A 14,720-nucleotide genomic window follows, 5' to 3' on the forward strand; every position below is an offset into this window, starting at 1 on the left:
AAGAGTGCGATTGCTTTCCTGCGTCATACCGCGCAAGCGAAGCGCGACCCGGTATCGGAGAGCCAGGGATTCTTGCTTTTCGTACGACACCCGCAAGAAACAGCGGCTCTCCGATCCCGGATCTCCGCTTGCGCGGAGTCCGGGATGACGAAGCTTGGTGGTTTTGGCAATTCCAGGCCCGGTCGCCCGACCGGGCCTTTTTCGTGTCGCTCCTGCTTGCGGACAAAAAACGACCGGCACCCGTCTGCCGGGCACCGGTCGAGGTGGGGAGATCCGGACGCCGGATGGTCAGTCGAACAAGAGGTTCGGCAGCCATAGCGCCACTTGCGGGAACGCCAGGACGAGCGCGAGCGCCAGTCCCTGCAGAAGAACGAAGGGAACGATGCCCCGGTAGATCTGTTTCAAGGTCACGAGACCCCGGGCCGTGCCCTTGAGATAAAACAGCGCGAAGCCGAAGGGCGGCGTCAGGAAGCTGGTCTGAAGGTTGAGCGCAACCAGGATCGCGAACCAGTAGACCGCATCGGCCGGGGCGACATGGGCGCCGAAATCGAGGGCGCCAACGATCGGCGCGAAGATCGGCAGGATGATCAGCGTGATCTCGATCCAGTCGAAGAAGAAGCCGAGCAGGAAAATCAGCAGCATCAGGACCGCAAGCACGCCCCAGGGACCAAGCGCCGTCGCGTCGACGAGCGAAAGCACGAAGTGTTCGCCGCCGAAACGGCGGAACAGATAGGAAAAGGCGGTCGCCCCCACGAAGATGAAGAAGATCATCGACACGGTGTCGAGCGAGCGCGACAGCACCTCGTGCAAGCCCTTGAAATTGAGCCGCCGGCGAACGAGCGCAAGCACCAGCGCGCCGAGCGCGCCGACGCCGCTCGCCTCCGTGGGCGTGGCCCAGCCGCCCAGGATCGAGCCGAGCACCAGCCCGATCAGGAGCGCCGGCGGCACCAGTCCGCCGCCGAGCTTGATCCAAAGCAGCCGCTTTTCCTCACGCGTCAACGGCGTCGCGGCGCGCGGCGCCAGTTGCGGCTTCAGGAAACTCGCCGTGACGATATAGAGAAGATACAAGGCCGACAGCATCAGTCCGGGAATGAGCGCCGCCATGAAGAGCTTGCCGACGGAAATCGTCAGCAGGTCGCCCATGATCACGAGCATGATGGACGGCGGGATTAGGATCCCGAGCGTCCCGGATGCGGCGATGGTGCCGGTGGCAAGCGAGGGGGCATAACCCGAGCGCAACATCATCGGCAACGCGAGGAGCGTGAGCATTGCGACCGAAGCGCCAATGATGCCGGTGGACGCCGCCAGGATCGTGCCCATCATCGTCACCGCGATCGCCAGTCCGCCGGGCACACGCCGCATCAGGATTTGCAAGCCGTCGAGCAGATCCTCGGCGATCCCGCTTTTTTCCAGAAGCGTTCCCATCAGGACGAACATCGGCACGGCCACCATCACCGGATTGGCGACGATGCCGCTGAAGATCCGGTTGACCACCAGAGGCAGATGCGCGAGGCGGATTTCGCCGAGCGCCAGCCCCAAAAGCGCGAAGAACAGCGACACGCCGCCGAGCACCACCGCGACGGGCAGTCCGGAAAAAATGAAAAGGACCAGCGTGACAAACATGAGCGCCGGCAAAAGGTCCACGAGCATTTTCGCAGGTTCCTTGTAGTCAAGGGCAAGAAAAGACGACGGCCAGGCGTTCAGGCATCACCGGCGAAGGGCCAGGCGGCGCCGTCCCTGCGTCCGAGATAGGCGACACATCGCAGCAGGACCGATACGGCGGACAGGATCACCAGCGAAAAGCCGATGAAGAGAAACGACTTGATGATCCAGCGATTGGGCAGGCCGGCGCCGCCGACCGACCCTTCGCCGGAGACGAAGGCCCGCATCGCGTAATCGATGGAAAACCACGCGAGCGCCGACACATAGGGGATCAGGAACGCGACAATGCCGAAGGTCTCGAGCCAGATTTTCGTCCGGTCCGGGAAGTTCTCGCGAAACAGGTCCACGCGCACATGGGCATCGCGGAGATAGGCCGCGCCGAACCCCAGCATCATTGCCGCGCCGTGCAGATGCCATTGCAGGTCCTGCAGGCGAATGGAGCCGGTGTTGTAGAACTTGCGCCCGACCACGTCGTATCCGATGACGAGCGCGAGCAGCAGAAGCAGCCAGCCGCCGAACGCGTGCCCCGCACGCGGCAGCGCGGCAAAGAGCCGTGCCAGAGAGGTCATGTAACCGCACTTTCCAAGCTGAGGAGCCGAGGGCGCGCCGGGCGGCCGCTCAAGACGGGAGCGTCACCCGCAACCGCGCCCGGAGACCGAACGCCGCGCGGCCCTGTCGGGCCGGCACGGGCCGGCCGGCGACAGCGCCGCATCGGACCGGAACGGCCCGATGCGGCGCAAGCGTCAGCGCATATAGCCGAGCGTCCGCCACTGCTCGTGCGCGGAGCGGAAGTCGGAATAGGACTTCCAGACCTTGGCGAAATCCGCGTCGGCGGAGAGCTCCTCGACCACCTCGCCCCAGGCCGCTTCCATCGCCTCAAGCACCTCCGGCGACCACTTGTGCAGGGTCACGCCCGCTTCGGTGAGCTCCTGAAGCGCCTCGAACTGGATGGCCTCGCCCCAGGCGATGGACTCCGTCACCGCCGACCGGCAGACCTCGTTGACCGCCATCTTGTTGCGCTCGCTCAGACCGTCCCAGACGTCGCGGTTGATCAGCAGCGAGAACAGCGACGTCTGCTGGTGCCACCCCGGGAAGTAATAGTGCTTGGCATAGGCCTGCATGCCGAGCTTGAGGTCGAGCGCCGGCATGGAAATCTCCGCAGCGTCGATGGTGCCGAGTTCAAGCGCGGGCACCGTGTCGCCGACGGGAAGCGTCTGGGCGGACACGCCGAGCTTTTCCATCACGCGGGCGCCCAGCCCGAAGAAGCGCATCTTCTTGCCCTTCAGTTCCTCGACCGAGTTGATCGGCTCGCGGAACCAGCCGGAGGCCTCCGGCGGCAGGGTCGCGCACAAAACGCTCTTGATGCCGTGCTTGGCGGTGATCTCCTCCCAGATCTCCTGACCGCCACCGTGGTAGTACCAGGCGAGATATTCCGGCGCTTCCGGACCGAAGGGCACGGAGGTGAACATGGCGGCGGAGGGAATGATCCCTTGCGCGAAGCCGGGCGAGTACCAGGCCGCATCGACCGCGCCGGTCGACACCGCGTCCCAGGCTTCGGGAGCCGGGACAAGCGCGCCCGGCTCGTTGAAGACGAGGTTCAGGTCGCCGTCGGTCAGCACCGAGATCCGCCGGCCGATGTCCTTGCCGATGTCGCCGATGATCGGGAAGGATCCCGGATAGACGCTCGTCATATCCAGATCCCGGGCGGACGACGCCGTGGTGGCCCACAACAGGGCAGCCGCCGCGGTCGCGAGGGTCAGCGTTGCTTTTGTCGACTTCATGTCTTTCCTCCCTTGAAAACACGTCAGGATCTGTCGGTGGCATCCACCCCGGCCGACAGATATCCGCCATCCACCGCCAGCACTTCGCCGGTGACGTAGCTTGCAGACGGTGAAACCAGAAAGCCGATTGCCTCGGCCAGTTCTTCCGGCTCCGCGTAGCGGCGGAGCGGAATGCGCGCGGTCCAGCGGGCCGCAAACTCCGCGGTGTGAAGGCCCGCGACCATCGGCGTGCGCACTGGTCCGGGCGACACCGCATTGACCCTGATGCCGAGGGCGGCGAATTCGGTCGCCAGCACCTTTGTCAGGGCGATCACGGCCCCTTTCGACGCGCCATAGGCCGCGCGCCCCGTGTTGCCGATCATGCCGGAGACCGAGGCCAGGTTGACGATGGCCGCCTCCGGCGCACGCCATGCGCTGGCGAACGCCTGGCAGGGAACGAAACTTCCAACGACATTGACGTCGAGGACCTCGCGGAAGGTCTGGGCGCTCGTATCTAGGGAATGGATGTTGCGCGCGATGCCGGCCGAATTGACCAGCCCCGACAGGGGGCGGTCGAAGTGATCGCAAATGCGCGAAAGCGCCGCGCGGATCGCCGCCTCGTCGCAGACATCGGCCGCAAGCCCGAGAACCCGCGATTGCGCATCCGCAAAGGCCTTGCGCGCGGCCGCGACCCTGTCCCCGTCGAGATCGATCAGGGCAACACTGGCGCCGGCCTCCAGCAGCCAGGCCGACGTCGCAAGGCCGATGCCCGACGCACCGCCGGTGACCACATAGATGCGATCGGCAAGCAGGGGAGCCGCGCTCATGTGCCCGCGGCTCCCTGCCCGACCGCGGGATCGCTCGCGAGCCATTCCTCAAACACGATCTCGAAGGTCACGCAGACCGGATTCTGACCGCGCACGAAACGCCCGCCGCAGATCCGGCCGCTCGGCTCGGCCAGCACCCCCGTCACGCTGGCAACCGGGTTGCCGTCCGCATCGGAGCGCACCTCGCCGGACAGTCCGACAACCTCTACCGCCGGACCGCGAAGCACCTGGACCGTCTCGTCGGAAAGGCTCACGCAGGCGTCGTTGAGACTGCCGAGGCTGCCGCGAATGAAACAGCGGGCAATCCCCTCGCGCAGACAGATCTTCTCGATGCCGTGAACGAGATCCTCGTTCGGCCGCACACGCGCATAAACGATCCGCCCAGTGGTTCCCGTTTCGATTTCTGATCCATCGCTCATGCGCGTGCCTCCACGTATCCAACGGGGGAAAAGATCGCGTGGTTGGTTTCCGGGTCCTCCACCTGACGGATCTTCAGCCGGCCAAGCACGTTGACGCGCACGACAAGACCCTCGCCGCCGATCCGCGTCGCCCGGGTATCCAGATGGCCGCCGGCGACATGCCCGCGTTCGGGATCGACGAACCAGGCGTGGCAATGCACCATCGGCTCGCCGGACAGCGCGAGCCCAAGCGTCGCCGCACCGCCCAGGACCCGGACCGCGCCCGCATCGCGCATCGGCGTATAGGTGGCGACCGTGTGCCCGCTCGCATCCCTCGCGGCGAGGCAATAGACGCAAGGGCCGAAGGCTCCCCCGATCAGCGTGACGGCAGCCGCGCGGGCCTCCCCCTTGCACATCCGGCGCACTGCCGCGTCCAGCGCATCGACCAGGCTTTGCCCGGCCTTAAGGCGCACGCGCGCCGTCCGGGAAGCGACGTCGGACAAAATGGAAAACCGCTCGTGCGCCACCGGTCCTGGATGGCGCAACAGGCGGGACGACGGTCTGGCCGTCTGTGCCCGGCTCATTGCGCGGCCTCCAGCGACGATCCGCCGTCCGCCATCCGCTTTTGCAGCGCGTCGCGCACGAGCGCCTTGGTGACCTTGCCGTATCCCGACTTCGGCAGCGCATCGAAGACCTCGAACCGTTTCGGGATCTTGTAGCCGGCAAGCCGCTCGGCCAGCGTCGCCTTCAGGGCCGGGACGTCCAGCACAGCCCCGGGTTCCAGGACCAGCGCTGCGACCCCGATCTCGCCCCATTTCGCGTCGTCCATCCCGACGACACAGGCCTCGACCACCGACGGGCAGGCGACCAGCTTTTCCTCGATCTCGAGCGGATAGATGTTCGACCCGCCGGAGATGAACATGTCCGAGGCGCGGCCGGTGATGTAGAGAAAGCCGGCATCGTCGAAATGCCCGATGTCGCCGGTGCGGAACCATCCGTTGCGAAAGGCCGCCTCATTCGCCGCGTCATTGCGGTAGTAGCCGTTGAATACGGCCGGCCCGATCACGCAGATCTCGCCGTTTTCATAGGCGGGCAGCGCGCGCCCGCTGTCGTCCTGGATTTCGATCTGGATGCCCGTTCGGGCCACCCCGCAGGTGCCGATGCGCACGCCCGGGCCGTCTGTAATGTCGTGCAGATGCGGCGGCAGGACGGTGATGTTGCCCGTCACCTCCCCCAGGCCGAAATACTGCACCAGACAGGGCCCGAGCTTTTCGAGCGCGGCCTTTTGATGCTCGCGCAACATGGGCGCGCCGGCATAGATCACATAGCGCAGCGACGCGTGATCGTGGGCGTCGACTGCGGGATCCGACACCAGCGCGCTCAGGATGCTTGGAACGGTGAAGATGTTGGTCACGCGATGTGTCTCGATCAGGCGAAACACCTCGGATGCCTCCAGGCTGCGCGCCTCGGTCAGAACGCTCGGCACTGCGCGCGCCACCTGGATCAGCTGGTGGATCCCCGCGCCGTGGGACAGGGGCGCGACGACGAGTGAGACGTCGTTTTCCGTCATGCCGGGCATGAGGTCGGCCAGGTGGTTGTTGATGACGAAGGCCATCTGCCCGTGGCTGAGCACGGCGGCCTTGGGCTTGCCCGTGCTGCCCGAGGTGAAGAAGAACCAGCAGGGGTCGTCCCTTTCAACCGGTGCGGCCCTGAACTCCGTACCGAGACCGGCCGTGACGAGGTCGGCGTAGCGGTGCTCGCCGTCGCGCGGCCTGTCGAAACAGACAAGGATCTGCGCGCCCGCGGATCTGGCAGCATCCGCCTGTGCGGCGAACTCCGCGTCATAGATGATCGCCCGTGCGCCCGAGGCTTCGGCGACATGCGCCACATCCGCCGGCAGGATGCGGAAATTCGTCGGCACCCAGACGGCGCCGAGCTTAAACACCGCAAACATCGTTTCGAACATCTCGAGCGAATTGCGCGCGTGGATAATGACCTTGTCGCCCGGACCGATGCCAAGCGCTGCCAGCGAAAATGTAAAGCCGTCGACACGGGCGTTCATCTCCGCCCAGCTCCAGCTCCGCTCCCCCTGGATCACCGCCGGCCGGTCCGGGAAGCGGCGGGCCGCCTCGGTGAGCAAGTCGCCAAGGTTCATCACCCGGTTGGAGATGCGGTCGCGACCCGAGCCGCTCATTTCAGCCGCTCCAGCACGGACACATAATTGGCGACGGCCGCGCCTCCCATGTTGAACACCCCGGCAAGGCGGGCGTCGTCGAGCTGCATCTCGCCGGCGACCCCGGCAAGCTGCATTGCCGCCATCACATGTTGGGACACGCCGGTCGCGCCGATCGGATGGCCCTTGGATTTCAGTCCGCCCGAGGGATTGACCGGCAACCGTCCTGTGCGCGTCGAGACGCCCTCGTCGATGACGCGATGCCCCTGCCCGGCCGCCGCCAGCCCCATCGCCTCGTATTCCATCAGCTCGGCGATGGTGAAACAGTCATGCGTTTCCACGAAGGACAGATCGTCGATGGAGATGCCGGCCGTTTCATAGGCCTTCGTCCAGGCCTGCGCCGCCCCTTCGAAGGAGGTGCGCGAGCGCCGGCTGAGCGGCAGGAAATCATTGACGTGCTCGGCTGCGCGGAAATAGATCGCGCGCGGTGCGGAGGCGAGAGCCACATCCAGGTTGCACAGCACGACGGCCGCCGCGCCATCGGATATCAGCGAGCAGTCGGTCCGCCGCAGCGGTCCGGCAACGACCGGGTTCTTCTCCGAAACCGTGTTGCAGAACTCGAAGCCGAAATCCTTGCGCATATGCGCGTAAGGATTGCGGACGCCGTTCTCGTGGTTCTTCGCGGAGATGCGGGCGAGACTTTCGCGGCAGTCGCCGTATTCCTGGAAATAGGCCTGTGCGATGTTTCCGAAGACGCCCGCGAACCCGCCGTCGATGCCGGCTTCTTCCCGGCGATAGGACGCCCCCAGAAGAATATCGCCAACCTCAGGGGTCGGCGTTGCAGTCATCTTTTCGACGCCGACGACAAGCACCCGACGTGCGCGGCCGCTCTCGATCTGTCGCAGCCCGGCGTGAAGGGCAGCCGACCCCGTCGCGCAGGCGTTTTCCACCCGCGTCGCCGGCGTGAACCGCAATGCAGGCTCTGCGAGCGCCACGAGAGAGGCCTGAAAGTCCTGTTTCGAGAAGCCGTTGTTGAATGCCCCGACGAATATCGCGTCGATCTCGGAAGCGTCCGTTTGGGCATGCGCCAAACAATCCTTGACCACTTCCGCAATCAAATCCTCTGCTGAATCAGCACCCGACTTACCGAACACTGTATGTGCCCAGCCGGTGATACACGAACCCATCCGATCCCCTCCCAAGGACACAAGTCACTCGCTCGCTGATCGAAATATATCGGCACCCAATTAGCTGTTCTTGCCTTTTTGAGCCGCATGTATACGCTTACGCGCATATTTCTCGCGCATTGGTATCGATATGGAGTTTTTGCATGCAACCGCTTGATGAGACCGACCTGAAGATTCTCCGCGTGCTGCAACTGGACGGCTCGCTCTCCGTCTCGGAGGTCGCCGACCGCGTCGGCCTGTCCCAGTCCCCCTGCTCGCGCCGCATCAACCGAATGCAGGAGGACGGCGTCATCACGGGCCGTTCGGTGCTGCTCGACCGCCGCAAGCTCGGTTTCGACGCAACCATCCTCGTGCGGATCAAACTCTCCGGCCACGGGCGCCAGTCGATTTCCGTCTTTCAGGAGGCGGCGATGCGGATCCCGGAGGTTCAGGTCGTCCAGCTGATGCTCGGGGAATTCGACTTCAACCTGCGTGTGGTCGTCCGAGACATGGATCATTTCCAGACATTGCTGCGCGATAAGCTGGTGATGCTTCCGGGCCTTCACGAAATCCAGAGCACAGTGATCCTCGAGGAAATGAAGTATACCGCACATCTTCCAATCTGATTTTTTGAATCAACACGCTTCACAAAGACCGACGCAAAGATTGAATGACGTGTCCGGTATCGACAAATCTGAATATAGACATTGAGAATATGCAGCGTTCCGATAGCTTTTGGATCACAAGACTGCAAAGGAAATAATTTCGATTGCGTCTTTTCAGAACTTCAGGGCCTCGTGGCGGAATGGCTACGCAAGGGATTGCAACTCCCTTTATCCTGGTTCGACTCCAGGCGAGGCCTCCATTCCCTCCGACATCTTCACCGTCTGCCATCCGGCCGGACGCAACCTTCGCTTTGCCGGTCACGGATGGGCGGGCTCAAGGTCCGTTGCGGCTTTCAGCGCCTGACGGTCGACCTTGCCGGTCGAGGTCTTCGGCAGTTCCGCGACAATCTCGAGGGTCTCCGGTGCCATATAGGCGGGCAGGCTCTCCGAAAGGTGGCGCTTGAGCGCACGCAGGCTCAGCTCCGCGCCCTCCGTCGTCTCGACGACGGCGGCAAGATAGCGCGTTGCGTCGTCAGCGACCCTGTCGACCACCGCGACGGCCGCGACCTCCGGGTGTTTCAGCACCGCTTCCTCGACCTCGCGCAGATTGATGCGATAGCCGCGGATCTTCACCTGCGCATCCCGGCGTCCGACATAGGCAAGAACCCCGCCCCGGCGGATCTCGACCAGATCGCCGCTGCGGTACAGACGGTCTTCATAATCGTCGTGCACCGGGTTCTGGACGAATTTTTCGGCGGTCATCTTCGGGTCACCCCAGTAGCCCTTGGCGACGGTGGGGCCGCGCGCGCATAATTCGCCGATGCTGCCGGTTTCCGTCAGGGGGCGGTCGTTCTCGTCCAGAACGACAACCTCCATGTGCCCGCAGGGCTTTCCGATCGGCAATGGCGCGTCATCGGGAAGATGCTCGATCGCATGGCAGGTCACATCGTTGATCTCGGTGGCGCCGTAGATGTTGAAATAGCGGGCGCCGGGCAGTTTCTTCATCAGGCCGCGCAGGGCCTGCGGCGGATAGGGCTCGCCGGCGAAGAACACGACCCGAAGCGCGCCAAGGTCCGTCTGCCGCTCCTTGATATGCTTTTCCACGATCATCAGCACGGACGGCACCGACTGCCAGATCGTAATGCGGTTGTCGGCGATGAATTTCACCAGGTCCACACCGAGAAAACCGATCCCCTGCGGCACCAAGCACACGGTGGCGCCGCGCGCGAGCGTGACATAGAGATCGAAGAGCGAGAGGTCGAAATGAAACGGCGCATGTGAGGACACCCGGTCGGCCGGGCCGACACCAAACTGCCGCGCCGCCCATTCCACGAAGGCGACGATGTTGCGGTGGGTGAGCATCACGCCCTTGGGACGCCCGGTCGAACCCGACGTGTAGAGGATATAGGCGAGGTCTCCTTCAAGGGCGTGGCGCGGCGGCGCCGTGCCCGAGGCCTGGGCGACTTGCGCGGCGGACACGATGCGCACGCTCGCGTCGGCCAGGTCCAGCGGCCTGTCGCCAACCACCACGACCGTGTCCAGCTCGCCGCCGTCCGCGAGAAGGGTTTCCAGCCGGCCCTGCTTGTTACCGCTCGTGATCAGCACGCGGACACCGCAATCGGCGACGATGAAGGCCATCCGCGCCACCGGGCCCGTCGGATCGAGCGGCACGCAGACGGCATCGGCCTTCATGATGCCGATCAGGCTGGCAAGCGAGGCGATCGACTTGTCGAGATAGACCCCGACCCGGTCGCCCCGCTTCACACCGCAGGCCTTCAGCGCGTTGGCGATCCGGTTGCTCTCGGCCATCAGTTCGCCATGCGTCATCGACGCCGCGCCGCAGCTCACCGCAATCGCACTGGTGCGCAGGGCATGAGCCTCTTCCAGAAGCCGGGGAACGGTGGTCGGCATGGTGTCCTCCTGCGGTGCGGTCGGTCCGGTCTGTCCTGCGTCTCAAAGAGCCGGCTGGCGCATCAGATAGGCGAAATACTCGTAGCGCTCGCCGAGGAACCGCTCCGCCTTCGCCCACATGTCTTCCTCGGTGATCGCATGGGGGTATTTCTCCCCCACCCGAGAGCGGGCGAAGAGCGGCCGGAGCGTGGTCATTGCGAGGATGTAGAAGAGGTCGTGATCCATCTTGTAGCTCTTGCGCCGGTCGCCATCCCAGTCGTTGCGGATCGCTTCGCGGTGCTTCTTCAAGAGGAACAGATGCGGGATGAAATAGCCCCAGAGCCGGCGGGACAGCGGGCGGATCTCCTCTTCGGGAATGTCGGGAAAATAGCCGCTGATCTTCGCCGTGATCGGATCGAACTCCATCAGGTTTTCCAGCGTGTATTTGTCGAGCGCGGTCGGATAGCCGATCTTGCCGACCATGCGGTAGATCGCGCTGACGAGATCGCGCCAGGCCTGCATCGCCTTGGCCGGCCCCGGCAGGTGGTTGATGTCCTGCACGCTGTCGAGATCGATCAGGAAGAGCTGCTTGCTCTCCACCGAATAGACGAAGTTCCCCCAGTCGCCGGAGTAGCGGTACATCTCCGTCAGCGAGAAATCGTGCAGCAGCTTTCCGGCCTCGCGGGCGAGCGCCTGGATCACCTTCAGCCGCACGCGCTCGTCGTCCGGATCGCCCTCGATGCCGAGGCTTTCGCGGATGCCGTCATAGTGGACGTCAAAGGCGGGATCGGTCCCCCGCGTCAGCCCCGCGCCGAACAGGATCTCCGAGATCCGATAGGAGGCCGATCCCGGCGACAGCGTGATCACCGCGCCCATCGGCTGGCCCTGAAACCGCAGGGTCTCGTCGTATTCGATCACCGCCAGCGGCGCGATGCTCGGGACGCCGTGCTCGATCAGTCGTTGCGACGACCAGAACTCGCGATGCGCGCGCTCGTGCACGATCCCGCCGATCGGGCTCGGCGAGGAATAGGCGTATTTGTACTCGCCCTCGTTGGAAATGCCGAAATGCGGATAGGTGACCAGATATTCCAGCAGGTCGGTGAGCGGCGGGACGGGATCGTTGCTCGCGTCGTCATGCAGCTTGTTGGAATATTCCGCATCGCCTGGCAGGATCGGGTTCCACAGGCCGACGCCCTTGAGCTTGGCGGCATGGAAGGTGACCGAGGGATCGCTCTTCAGCGCCACCGGCTCGTGCAACTGCTCCCAAGCGCCGCGCCCGCGGCGGGTGAAGGTCGGCACGTGCCCGTTCCAGCTGGCGATATCGAGAAGCCGCCGCCTCTCGGCGTCGGAAATATCCAGCCCATCGAAGCTGTGGGTCACGGTGTAGTTGAGCTTGTGATGCATGTTCATGGCAATACGTCCCGAAAAAAGCGGTCGGCGATTGGGGTCAGGCGTAGGTGCGGCTGCCGAAGATCGCCGAGCCGACGCGCACGCTGCTGGCACCGTGGCGAATGGCGGTCTCATAGTCGCCCGACATGCCCATCGAGCGGCGCTTGAGACCGGTTTCGTCCGCGAGTTTGGCGAGCAGGTCGAAATGCGGCGCCGGGTCCTCGCCGGCGGGCGGAATGCACATCAGCCCCTCGATCTCCAGGCCGTGCACGTCCTGGCAGCGCGTGACGAAGGCGACCGTCTCGTCCGGGTCGATGCCGGCCTTTTGCGGCTCGCGTCCCGTGTTGACCTGCACATAAAGGCGCGGCGCGCGGCCCTGCTTGCGGATCTCGCGGGAAAGTTCCGCGGCGAGCTTCTCCCGGTCGACCGTCTCGATGACGTCGAAGAGCGCGACCGCATCGCGGACCTTGTTGGTTTGCAGCGGGCCGAGCAGGCGAAGCTCAAGATCGGCGAACTCCTGCTTCAGTCCCGGCCATTTGTCGCGCGCCTCCTGGACCTTGTTCTCGCCGAAGACGCGCGCGCCCGCCTCGATCACCGGCCGGATCTCGTCCGCGCTCCAGGTCTTGCTCACCGCGACCAGCGTGACCGGGTCGCCCGTGCCGTCGCGGTCCTTTTCGGCGGCGGCGATTTTCGCCTGCACCGCGTTCAGTCGTTCAACCGATTGGTTCATGATCCTCATCCATCCATTCTTCTGTTCCTCCACCCCTCGAGCCAGACGGCGACGGGCGGAGCGTCTAGCCGGCCACCCCGAACAGCCTCGGGACGGCGAGCGTGATTGCCGGAAAGGTCGCCGCCAGAACGACGATCACGATATGCGCGCAGATGAAGGGCACGGCTTCCCGCACCGCGCCCTCGTATGGCGCGTTGGCGATGCGCGCCGCCGTCATCAGCGTGAGGCCGACCGGCGGGGTGATGTTGCCGAGGTTCAGGGCAAGCAGCATCACCATGCCGGCGTGCAGCGGATCGAAGCCGAGCTCCACCAGGGCGGGCGCGAGAACGGGCACCGCGATGATGATCGCCGGCAGCACGTCGATGAACATGCCGATGACGATCAGCAGCGCCGCCACCGCCAGGATCTGGACATGCGGACTGTCGCTCATCGTCGAGATGGTCTCGGCCGCGTGGCGGGCGATGCCGGAGCGCGTCACATACCAGCCAAGTACGTTCGACGCGCCGAGCAGCAGGAACACCACGCCGCTGAAACTCACCGTGGAGACAAGCGCCTCCCAGAGATCCCGGCGCGACAGGCGGCGATAGGCCACGCCGCCGAGCACGAGCGCGTAGATGCAGGCGATCACCGAGGCTTCCGTCACCGTCGTCAGGCCGGTGAGAACGCCGACGATGATCACCAGCGGAATGCCCATCGCGGCAAGCGCACCGATACCGGTGCGCAAGATCACCTGGAAGCGGACCGGCCCATGGGCGCGGTATCCGCGCCGCCAGGACACGACACTGCTGACGGCGAGCATTCCGACCCCCATCAGGACCCCGGGAAGGATCCCGGCGGCGAAAAGCCCGAGAATGGAAATGTCCCTCAGGGTCGCGGCATAGGCGATCATGATGATGCTCGGCGGGATGATCGGGCCGACCATCGCCGAACAGGCCGTCACCGCCGCGCAATAGGAGGCGCTGTAGCCCTCGCGTCGCATCGCGGGGATCAGCGTGCGCCCGATCGCCGCCGTCTCCGTGACCGCCGCGCCGGTCAGCCCGGCGAACATCAGGCAGGTGGTGACATTGACGTGCGACAGGGCGCCGGGCACCCGCCCGAACAGGCTGCTTGCAAAGGCGATCAGCCGGTCCGTCAGGCCGGCGCGGTTCATGATCTCGGCGGTGATGATGAAATAGGGAACGGCGATCAGGACGTAGCCGGACACGCCCGAATAGAAGCGGTCCGGCAGAATGCTCAGGAAATCCGCGCCGCCGATGGAGACGGCCCCGGCAAGGCCGGCAGCGGTCAGCACAAGGCCGAGCGGCAGCCCGATCACCATCAGGAAGACGAAGACGAAAGTGGCGCTCATCGTGTCGTCTCCAGTGACCGGCTTGCCGGCGCGGACGCCGGCTTGGCCTCCGCCTCCGCCTCCGGTCCGGCATAGCCGCCCGGGGTCCAAACCATGCCGCCGTCGGTTGCAGCCGCAAGCTCGCCGTCGAGCGCCAGGTCCGCGTCGCGCTCCTCCAGCAACGCCACGCCGTCGACGAGATGCAGGCACAGCACGACGCCGGCGACCGGAACGGCGGCCGCGGTCCAGCGATGCGAGACCTGGATCGTGTCTGAGACGATGAAGAGATGCGTCGCGCCGAGGAAGAACTCGGCTCCATACCAGACCAGCGCCACCGCGAAGATCGCCACGGCCGCCAGATTGACCGCCTGCGCGATCCGGCGCCCCCAGCCGGGCAAGGCCCGAGCGGCGACCAGGATCGCGATATGCTCGCCGTATTTGAAGGCGACGGTGATGCTGAGCATGCCGAACCAGGGAAGGAACAGGCGCAGGATGGAGGGGCGTGTGTTGGCGTAGAGCCACGCAAGAATGCCCTCGTCGAACATCTCGCGCCGGCCGGCGGCCGAGAGCGCGGAGGCCAGAAGCTCCAGCGCCACGCCAAGGGCGGAGACGAACAGCATCGCAAGCAGCAACACCGCGCACACGGCAATGGTCGCCTTGTTCGCGACATCGCTTATCCGGTGGAGACGGTGTCTCAGGGTCATTGCGAAAGGGTCCTTGATCGTGCACCGGATGGCGGTTTCGCAGACAGTTGCGCGACACAAGCGCCAGAACGGGCCTCAGAACCGGGCTT

Annotated in this window: 14 protein-coding genes and 1 tRNA gene; 2 read left to right on the top strand and 13 right to left on the bottom strand. The window is 65.0% G+C overall.

Annotated features, from left to right (window positions below):
* Positions 1 to 288 precede the first annotated feature (288 nt).
* From LC092_RS01430 to LC092_RS01465, 8 genes are all read right to left on the bottom strand, one after another.
* Complete coding sequence (locus LC092_RS01430; RefSeq protein ID WP_224804313.1) at positions 289 to 1,650, bottom strand: TRAP transporter large permease; 1,362 nt, start codon at positions 1,648 to 1,650, stop codon at positions 289 to 291.
* A 50-nt stretch (positions 1,651 to 1,700) separates the two neighbouring features.
* Positions 1,701 to 2,231: a TRAP transporter small permease subunit gene (locus tag LC092_RS01435; protein ID WP_224804315.1), complete on the bottom strand. Its 531-nt coding sequence runs from the start codon at positions 2,229 to 2,231 to the stop codon at positions 1,701 to 1,703.
* A 174-nt stretch (positions 2,232 to 2,405) separates the two neighbouring features.
* Positions 2,406 to 3,443 (bottom strand): TRAP transporter substrate-binding protein, encoded by a 1,038-nt coding sequence (locus LC092_RS01440; protein WP_224804317.1) that lies wholly within the window; start codon positions 3,441 to 3,443, stop codon positions 2,406 to 2,408.
* A gap of 23 nt (positions 3,444 to 3,466) precedes the next feature.
* Positions 3,467 to 4,249, bottom strand: a complete 783-nt coding sequence (locus tag LC092_RS01445; RefSeq protein WP_224804319.1) for an SDR family NAD(P)-dependent oxidoreductase — start codon at positions 4,247 to 4,249, stop codon at positions 3,467 to 3,469.
* The gene (locus LC092_RS01450; RefSeq protein WP_224804321.1) at positions 4,246 to 4,668 is read right to left on the bottom strand and encodes a PCC domain-containing protein; all 423 of its coding nucleotides are present in this window, start codon (positions 4,666 to 4,668) and stop codon (positions 4,246 to 4,248) included. The genes LC092_RS01445 and LC092_RS01450 overlap by 4 nt, the downstream gene beginning before the upstream one ends.
* Positions 4,665 to 5,231 carry a DNA-binding protein gene (locus tag LC092_RS01455; RefSeq protein ID WP_224804323.1) on the bottom strand — a complete coding sequence of 189 codons (567 nt, stop codon included), beginning with the start codon at positions 5,229 to 5,231 and terminating at the stop codon, positions 4,665 to 4,667. The genes LC092_RS01450 and LC092_RS01455 overlap by 4 nt, the downstream gene beginning before the upstream one ends.
* Complete coding sequence (locus tag LC092_RS01460) at positions 5,228 to 6,841, bottom strand: acyl-CoA synthetase (RefSeq protein WP_224804325.1); 1,614 nt, start codon at positions 6,839 to 6,841, stop codon at positions 5,228 to 5,230. Before LC092_RS01460 ends, LC092_RS01455 begins: the two co-directional genes overlap by 4 nt.
* The gene (locus LC092_RS01465) at positions 6,838 to 8,007 is read right to left on the bottom strand and encodes an acetyl-CoA acetyltransferase (RefSeq protein WP_224804327.1); all 1,170 of its coding nucleotides are present in this window, start codon (positions 8,005 to 8,007) and stop codon (positions 6,838 to 6,840) included. The genes LC092_RS01460 and LC092_RS01465 overlap by 4 nt, the downstream gene beginning before the upstream one ends.
* Before the next feature lie 143 nt (positions 8,008 to 8,150).
* Between LC092_RS01465 and LC092_RS01470 the strand changes: the two genes are divergently transcribed.
* Positions 8,151 to 8,612 carry an Lrp/AsnC family transcriptional regulator gene (locus tag LC092_RS01470; RefSeq protein WP_224804329.1) on the top strand — a complete coding sequence of 154 codons (462 nt, stop codon included), beginning with the start codon at positions 8,151 to 8,153 and terminating at the stop codon, positions 8,610 to 8,612.
* Between the two features lie 165 nt (positions 8,613 to 8,777).
* Positions 8,778 to 8,851 (top strand) — tRNA-Cys (locus LC092_RS01475).
* A 58-nt stretch (positions 8,852 to 8,909) separates the two neighbouring features.
* Here the strand turns inward: LC092_RS01475 and LC092_RS01480 are convergent.
* From LC092_RS01480 to LC092_RS01500, 5 genes are all read right to left on the bottom strand, one after another.
* Positions 8,910 to 10,502: an amino acid adenylation domain-containing protein gene (locus LC092_RS01480; RefSeq protein WP_224804331.1), complete on the bottom strand. Its 1,593-nt coding sequence runs from the start codon at positions 10,500 to 10,502 to the stop codon at positions 8,910 to 8,912.
* A 42-nt stretch (positions 10,503 to 10,544) separates the two neighbouring features.
* Positions 10,545 to 11,891 carry a hypothetical protein gene (locus tag LC092_RS01485; protein WP_224804333.1) on the bottom strand — a complete coding sequence of 449 codons (1,347 nt, stop codon included), beginning with the start codon at positions 11,889 to 11,891 and terminating at the stop codon, positions 10,545 to 10,547.
* Between the two features lie 37 nt (positions 11,892 to 11,928).
* Positions 11,929 to 12,600 (bottom strand): YggS family pyridoxal phosphate-dependent enzyme, encoded by a 672-nt coding sequence (locus LC092_RS01490; RefSeq protein WP_224804335.1) that lies wholly within the window; start codon positions 12,598 to 12,600, stop codon positions 11,929 to 11,931.
* Between the two features lie 64 nt (positions 12,601 to 12,664).
* Positions 12,665 to 13,948, bottom strand: coding sequence for a TRAP transporter large permease (locus LC092_RS01495; protein WP_224804337.1), 1,284 nt, complete (start codon positions 13,946 to 13,948; stop codon positions 12,665 to 12,667).
* The gene (locus LC092_RS01500) at positions 13,945 to 14,631 is read right to left on the bottom strand and encodes a TRAP transporter small permease (RefSeq protein ID WP_224804339.1); all 687 of its coding nucleotides are present in this window, start codon (positions 14,629 to 14,631) and stop codon (positions 13,945 to 13,947) included. The genes LC092_RS01495 and LC092_RS01500 overlap by 4 nt, the downstream gene beginning before the upstream one ends.
* Between the last annotated feature and the right edge of the window lie 89 nt (positions 14,632 to 14,720).

This window comes from Stappia stellulata (genome assembly GCF_020176715.1).
GTDB lineage: Bacteria > Pseudomonadota > Alphaproteobacteria > Rhizobiales > Stappiaceae > Stappia.

What these genes read in the sequence shown, in the direction of transcription:
- LC092_RS01430 (WP_224804313.1), bottom strand. Translation starts at nt 1,650, where the DNA reads ATGCTCGTGGACCTTTTGCCGGCGCTCATGTTTGTCACGCTGGTCCTT.
- LC092_RS01435 (WP_224804315.1), bottom strand. Translation starts at nt 2,231, where the DNA reads ATGACCTCTCTGGCACGGCTCTTTGCCGCGCTGCCGCGTGCGGGGCAC.
- LC092_RS01440 (WP_224804317.1), bottom strand. Translation starts at nt 3,443, where the DNA reads ATGAAGTCGACAAAAGCAACGCTGACCCTCGCGACCGCGGCGGCTGCC.
- LC092_RS01445 (WP_224804319.1), bottom strand. Translation starts at nt 4,249, where the DNA reads ATGAGCGCGGCTCCCCTGCTTGCCGATCGCATCTATGTGGTCACCGGC.
- LC092_RS01450 (WP_224804321.1), bottom strand. Translation starts at nt 4,668, where the DNA reads ATGAGCGATGGATCAGAAATCGAAACGGGAACCACTGGGCGGATCGTT.
- LC092_RS01455 (WP_224804323.1), bottom strand. Translation starts at nt 5,231, where the DNA reads ATGAGCCGGGCACAGACGGCCAGACCGTCGTCCCGCCTGTTGCGCCAT.
- LC092_RS01460 (WP_224804325.1), bottom strand. Translation starts at nt 6,841, where the DNA reads ATGAGCGGCTCGGGTCGCGACCGCATCTCCAACCGGGTGATGAACCTT.
- LC092_RS01465 (WP_224804327.1), bottom strand. Translation starts at nt 8,007, where the DNA reads ATGGGTTCGTGTATCACCGGCTGGGCACATACAGTGTTCGGTAAGTCG.
- LC092_RS01470 (WP_224804329.1), top strand. Translation starts at nt 8,151, where the DNA reads ATGCAACCGCTTGATGAGACCGACCTGAAGATTCTCCGCGTGCTGCAA.
- LC092_RS01480 (WP_224804331.1), bottom strand. Translation starts at nt 10,502, where the DNA reads ATGCCGACCACCGTTCCCCGGCTTCTGGAAGAGGCTCATGCCCTGCGC.
- LC092_RS01485 (WP_224804333.1), bottom strand. Translation starts at nt 11,891, where the DNA reads ATGAACATGCATCACAAGCTCAACTACACCGTGACCCACAGCTTCGAT.
- LC092_RS01490 (WP_224804335.1), bottom strand. Translation starts at nt 12,600, where the DNA reads ATGAACCAATCGGTTGAACGACTGAACGCGGTGCAGGCGAAAATCGCC.
- LC092_RS01495 (WP_224804337.1), bottom strand. Translation starts at nt 13,948, where the DNA reads ATGAGCGCCACTTTCGTCTTCGTCTTCCTGATGGTGATCGGGCTGCCG.
- LC092_RS01500 (WP_224804339.1), bottom strand. Translation starts at nt 14,631, where the DNA reads ATGACCCTGAGACACCGTCTCCACCGGATAAGCGATGTCGCGAACAAG.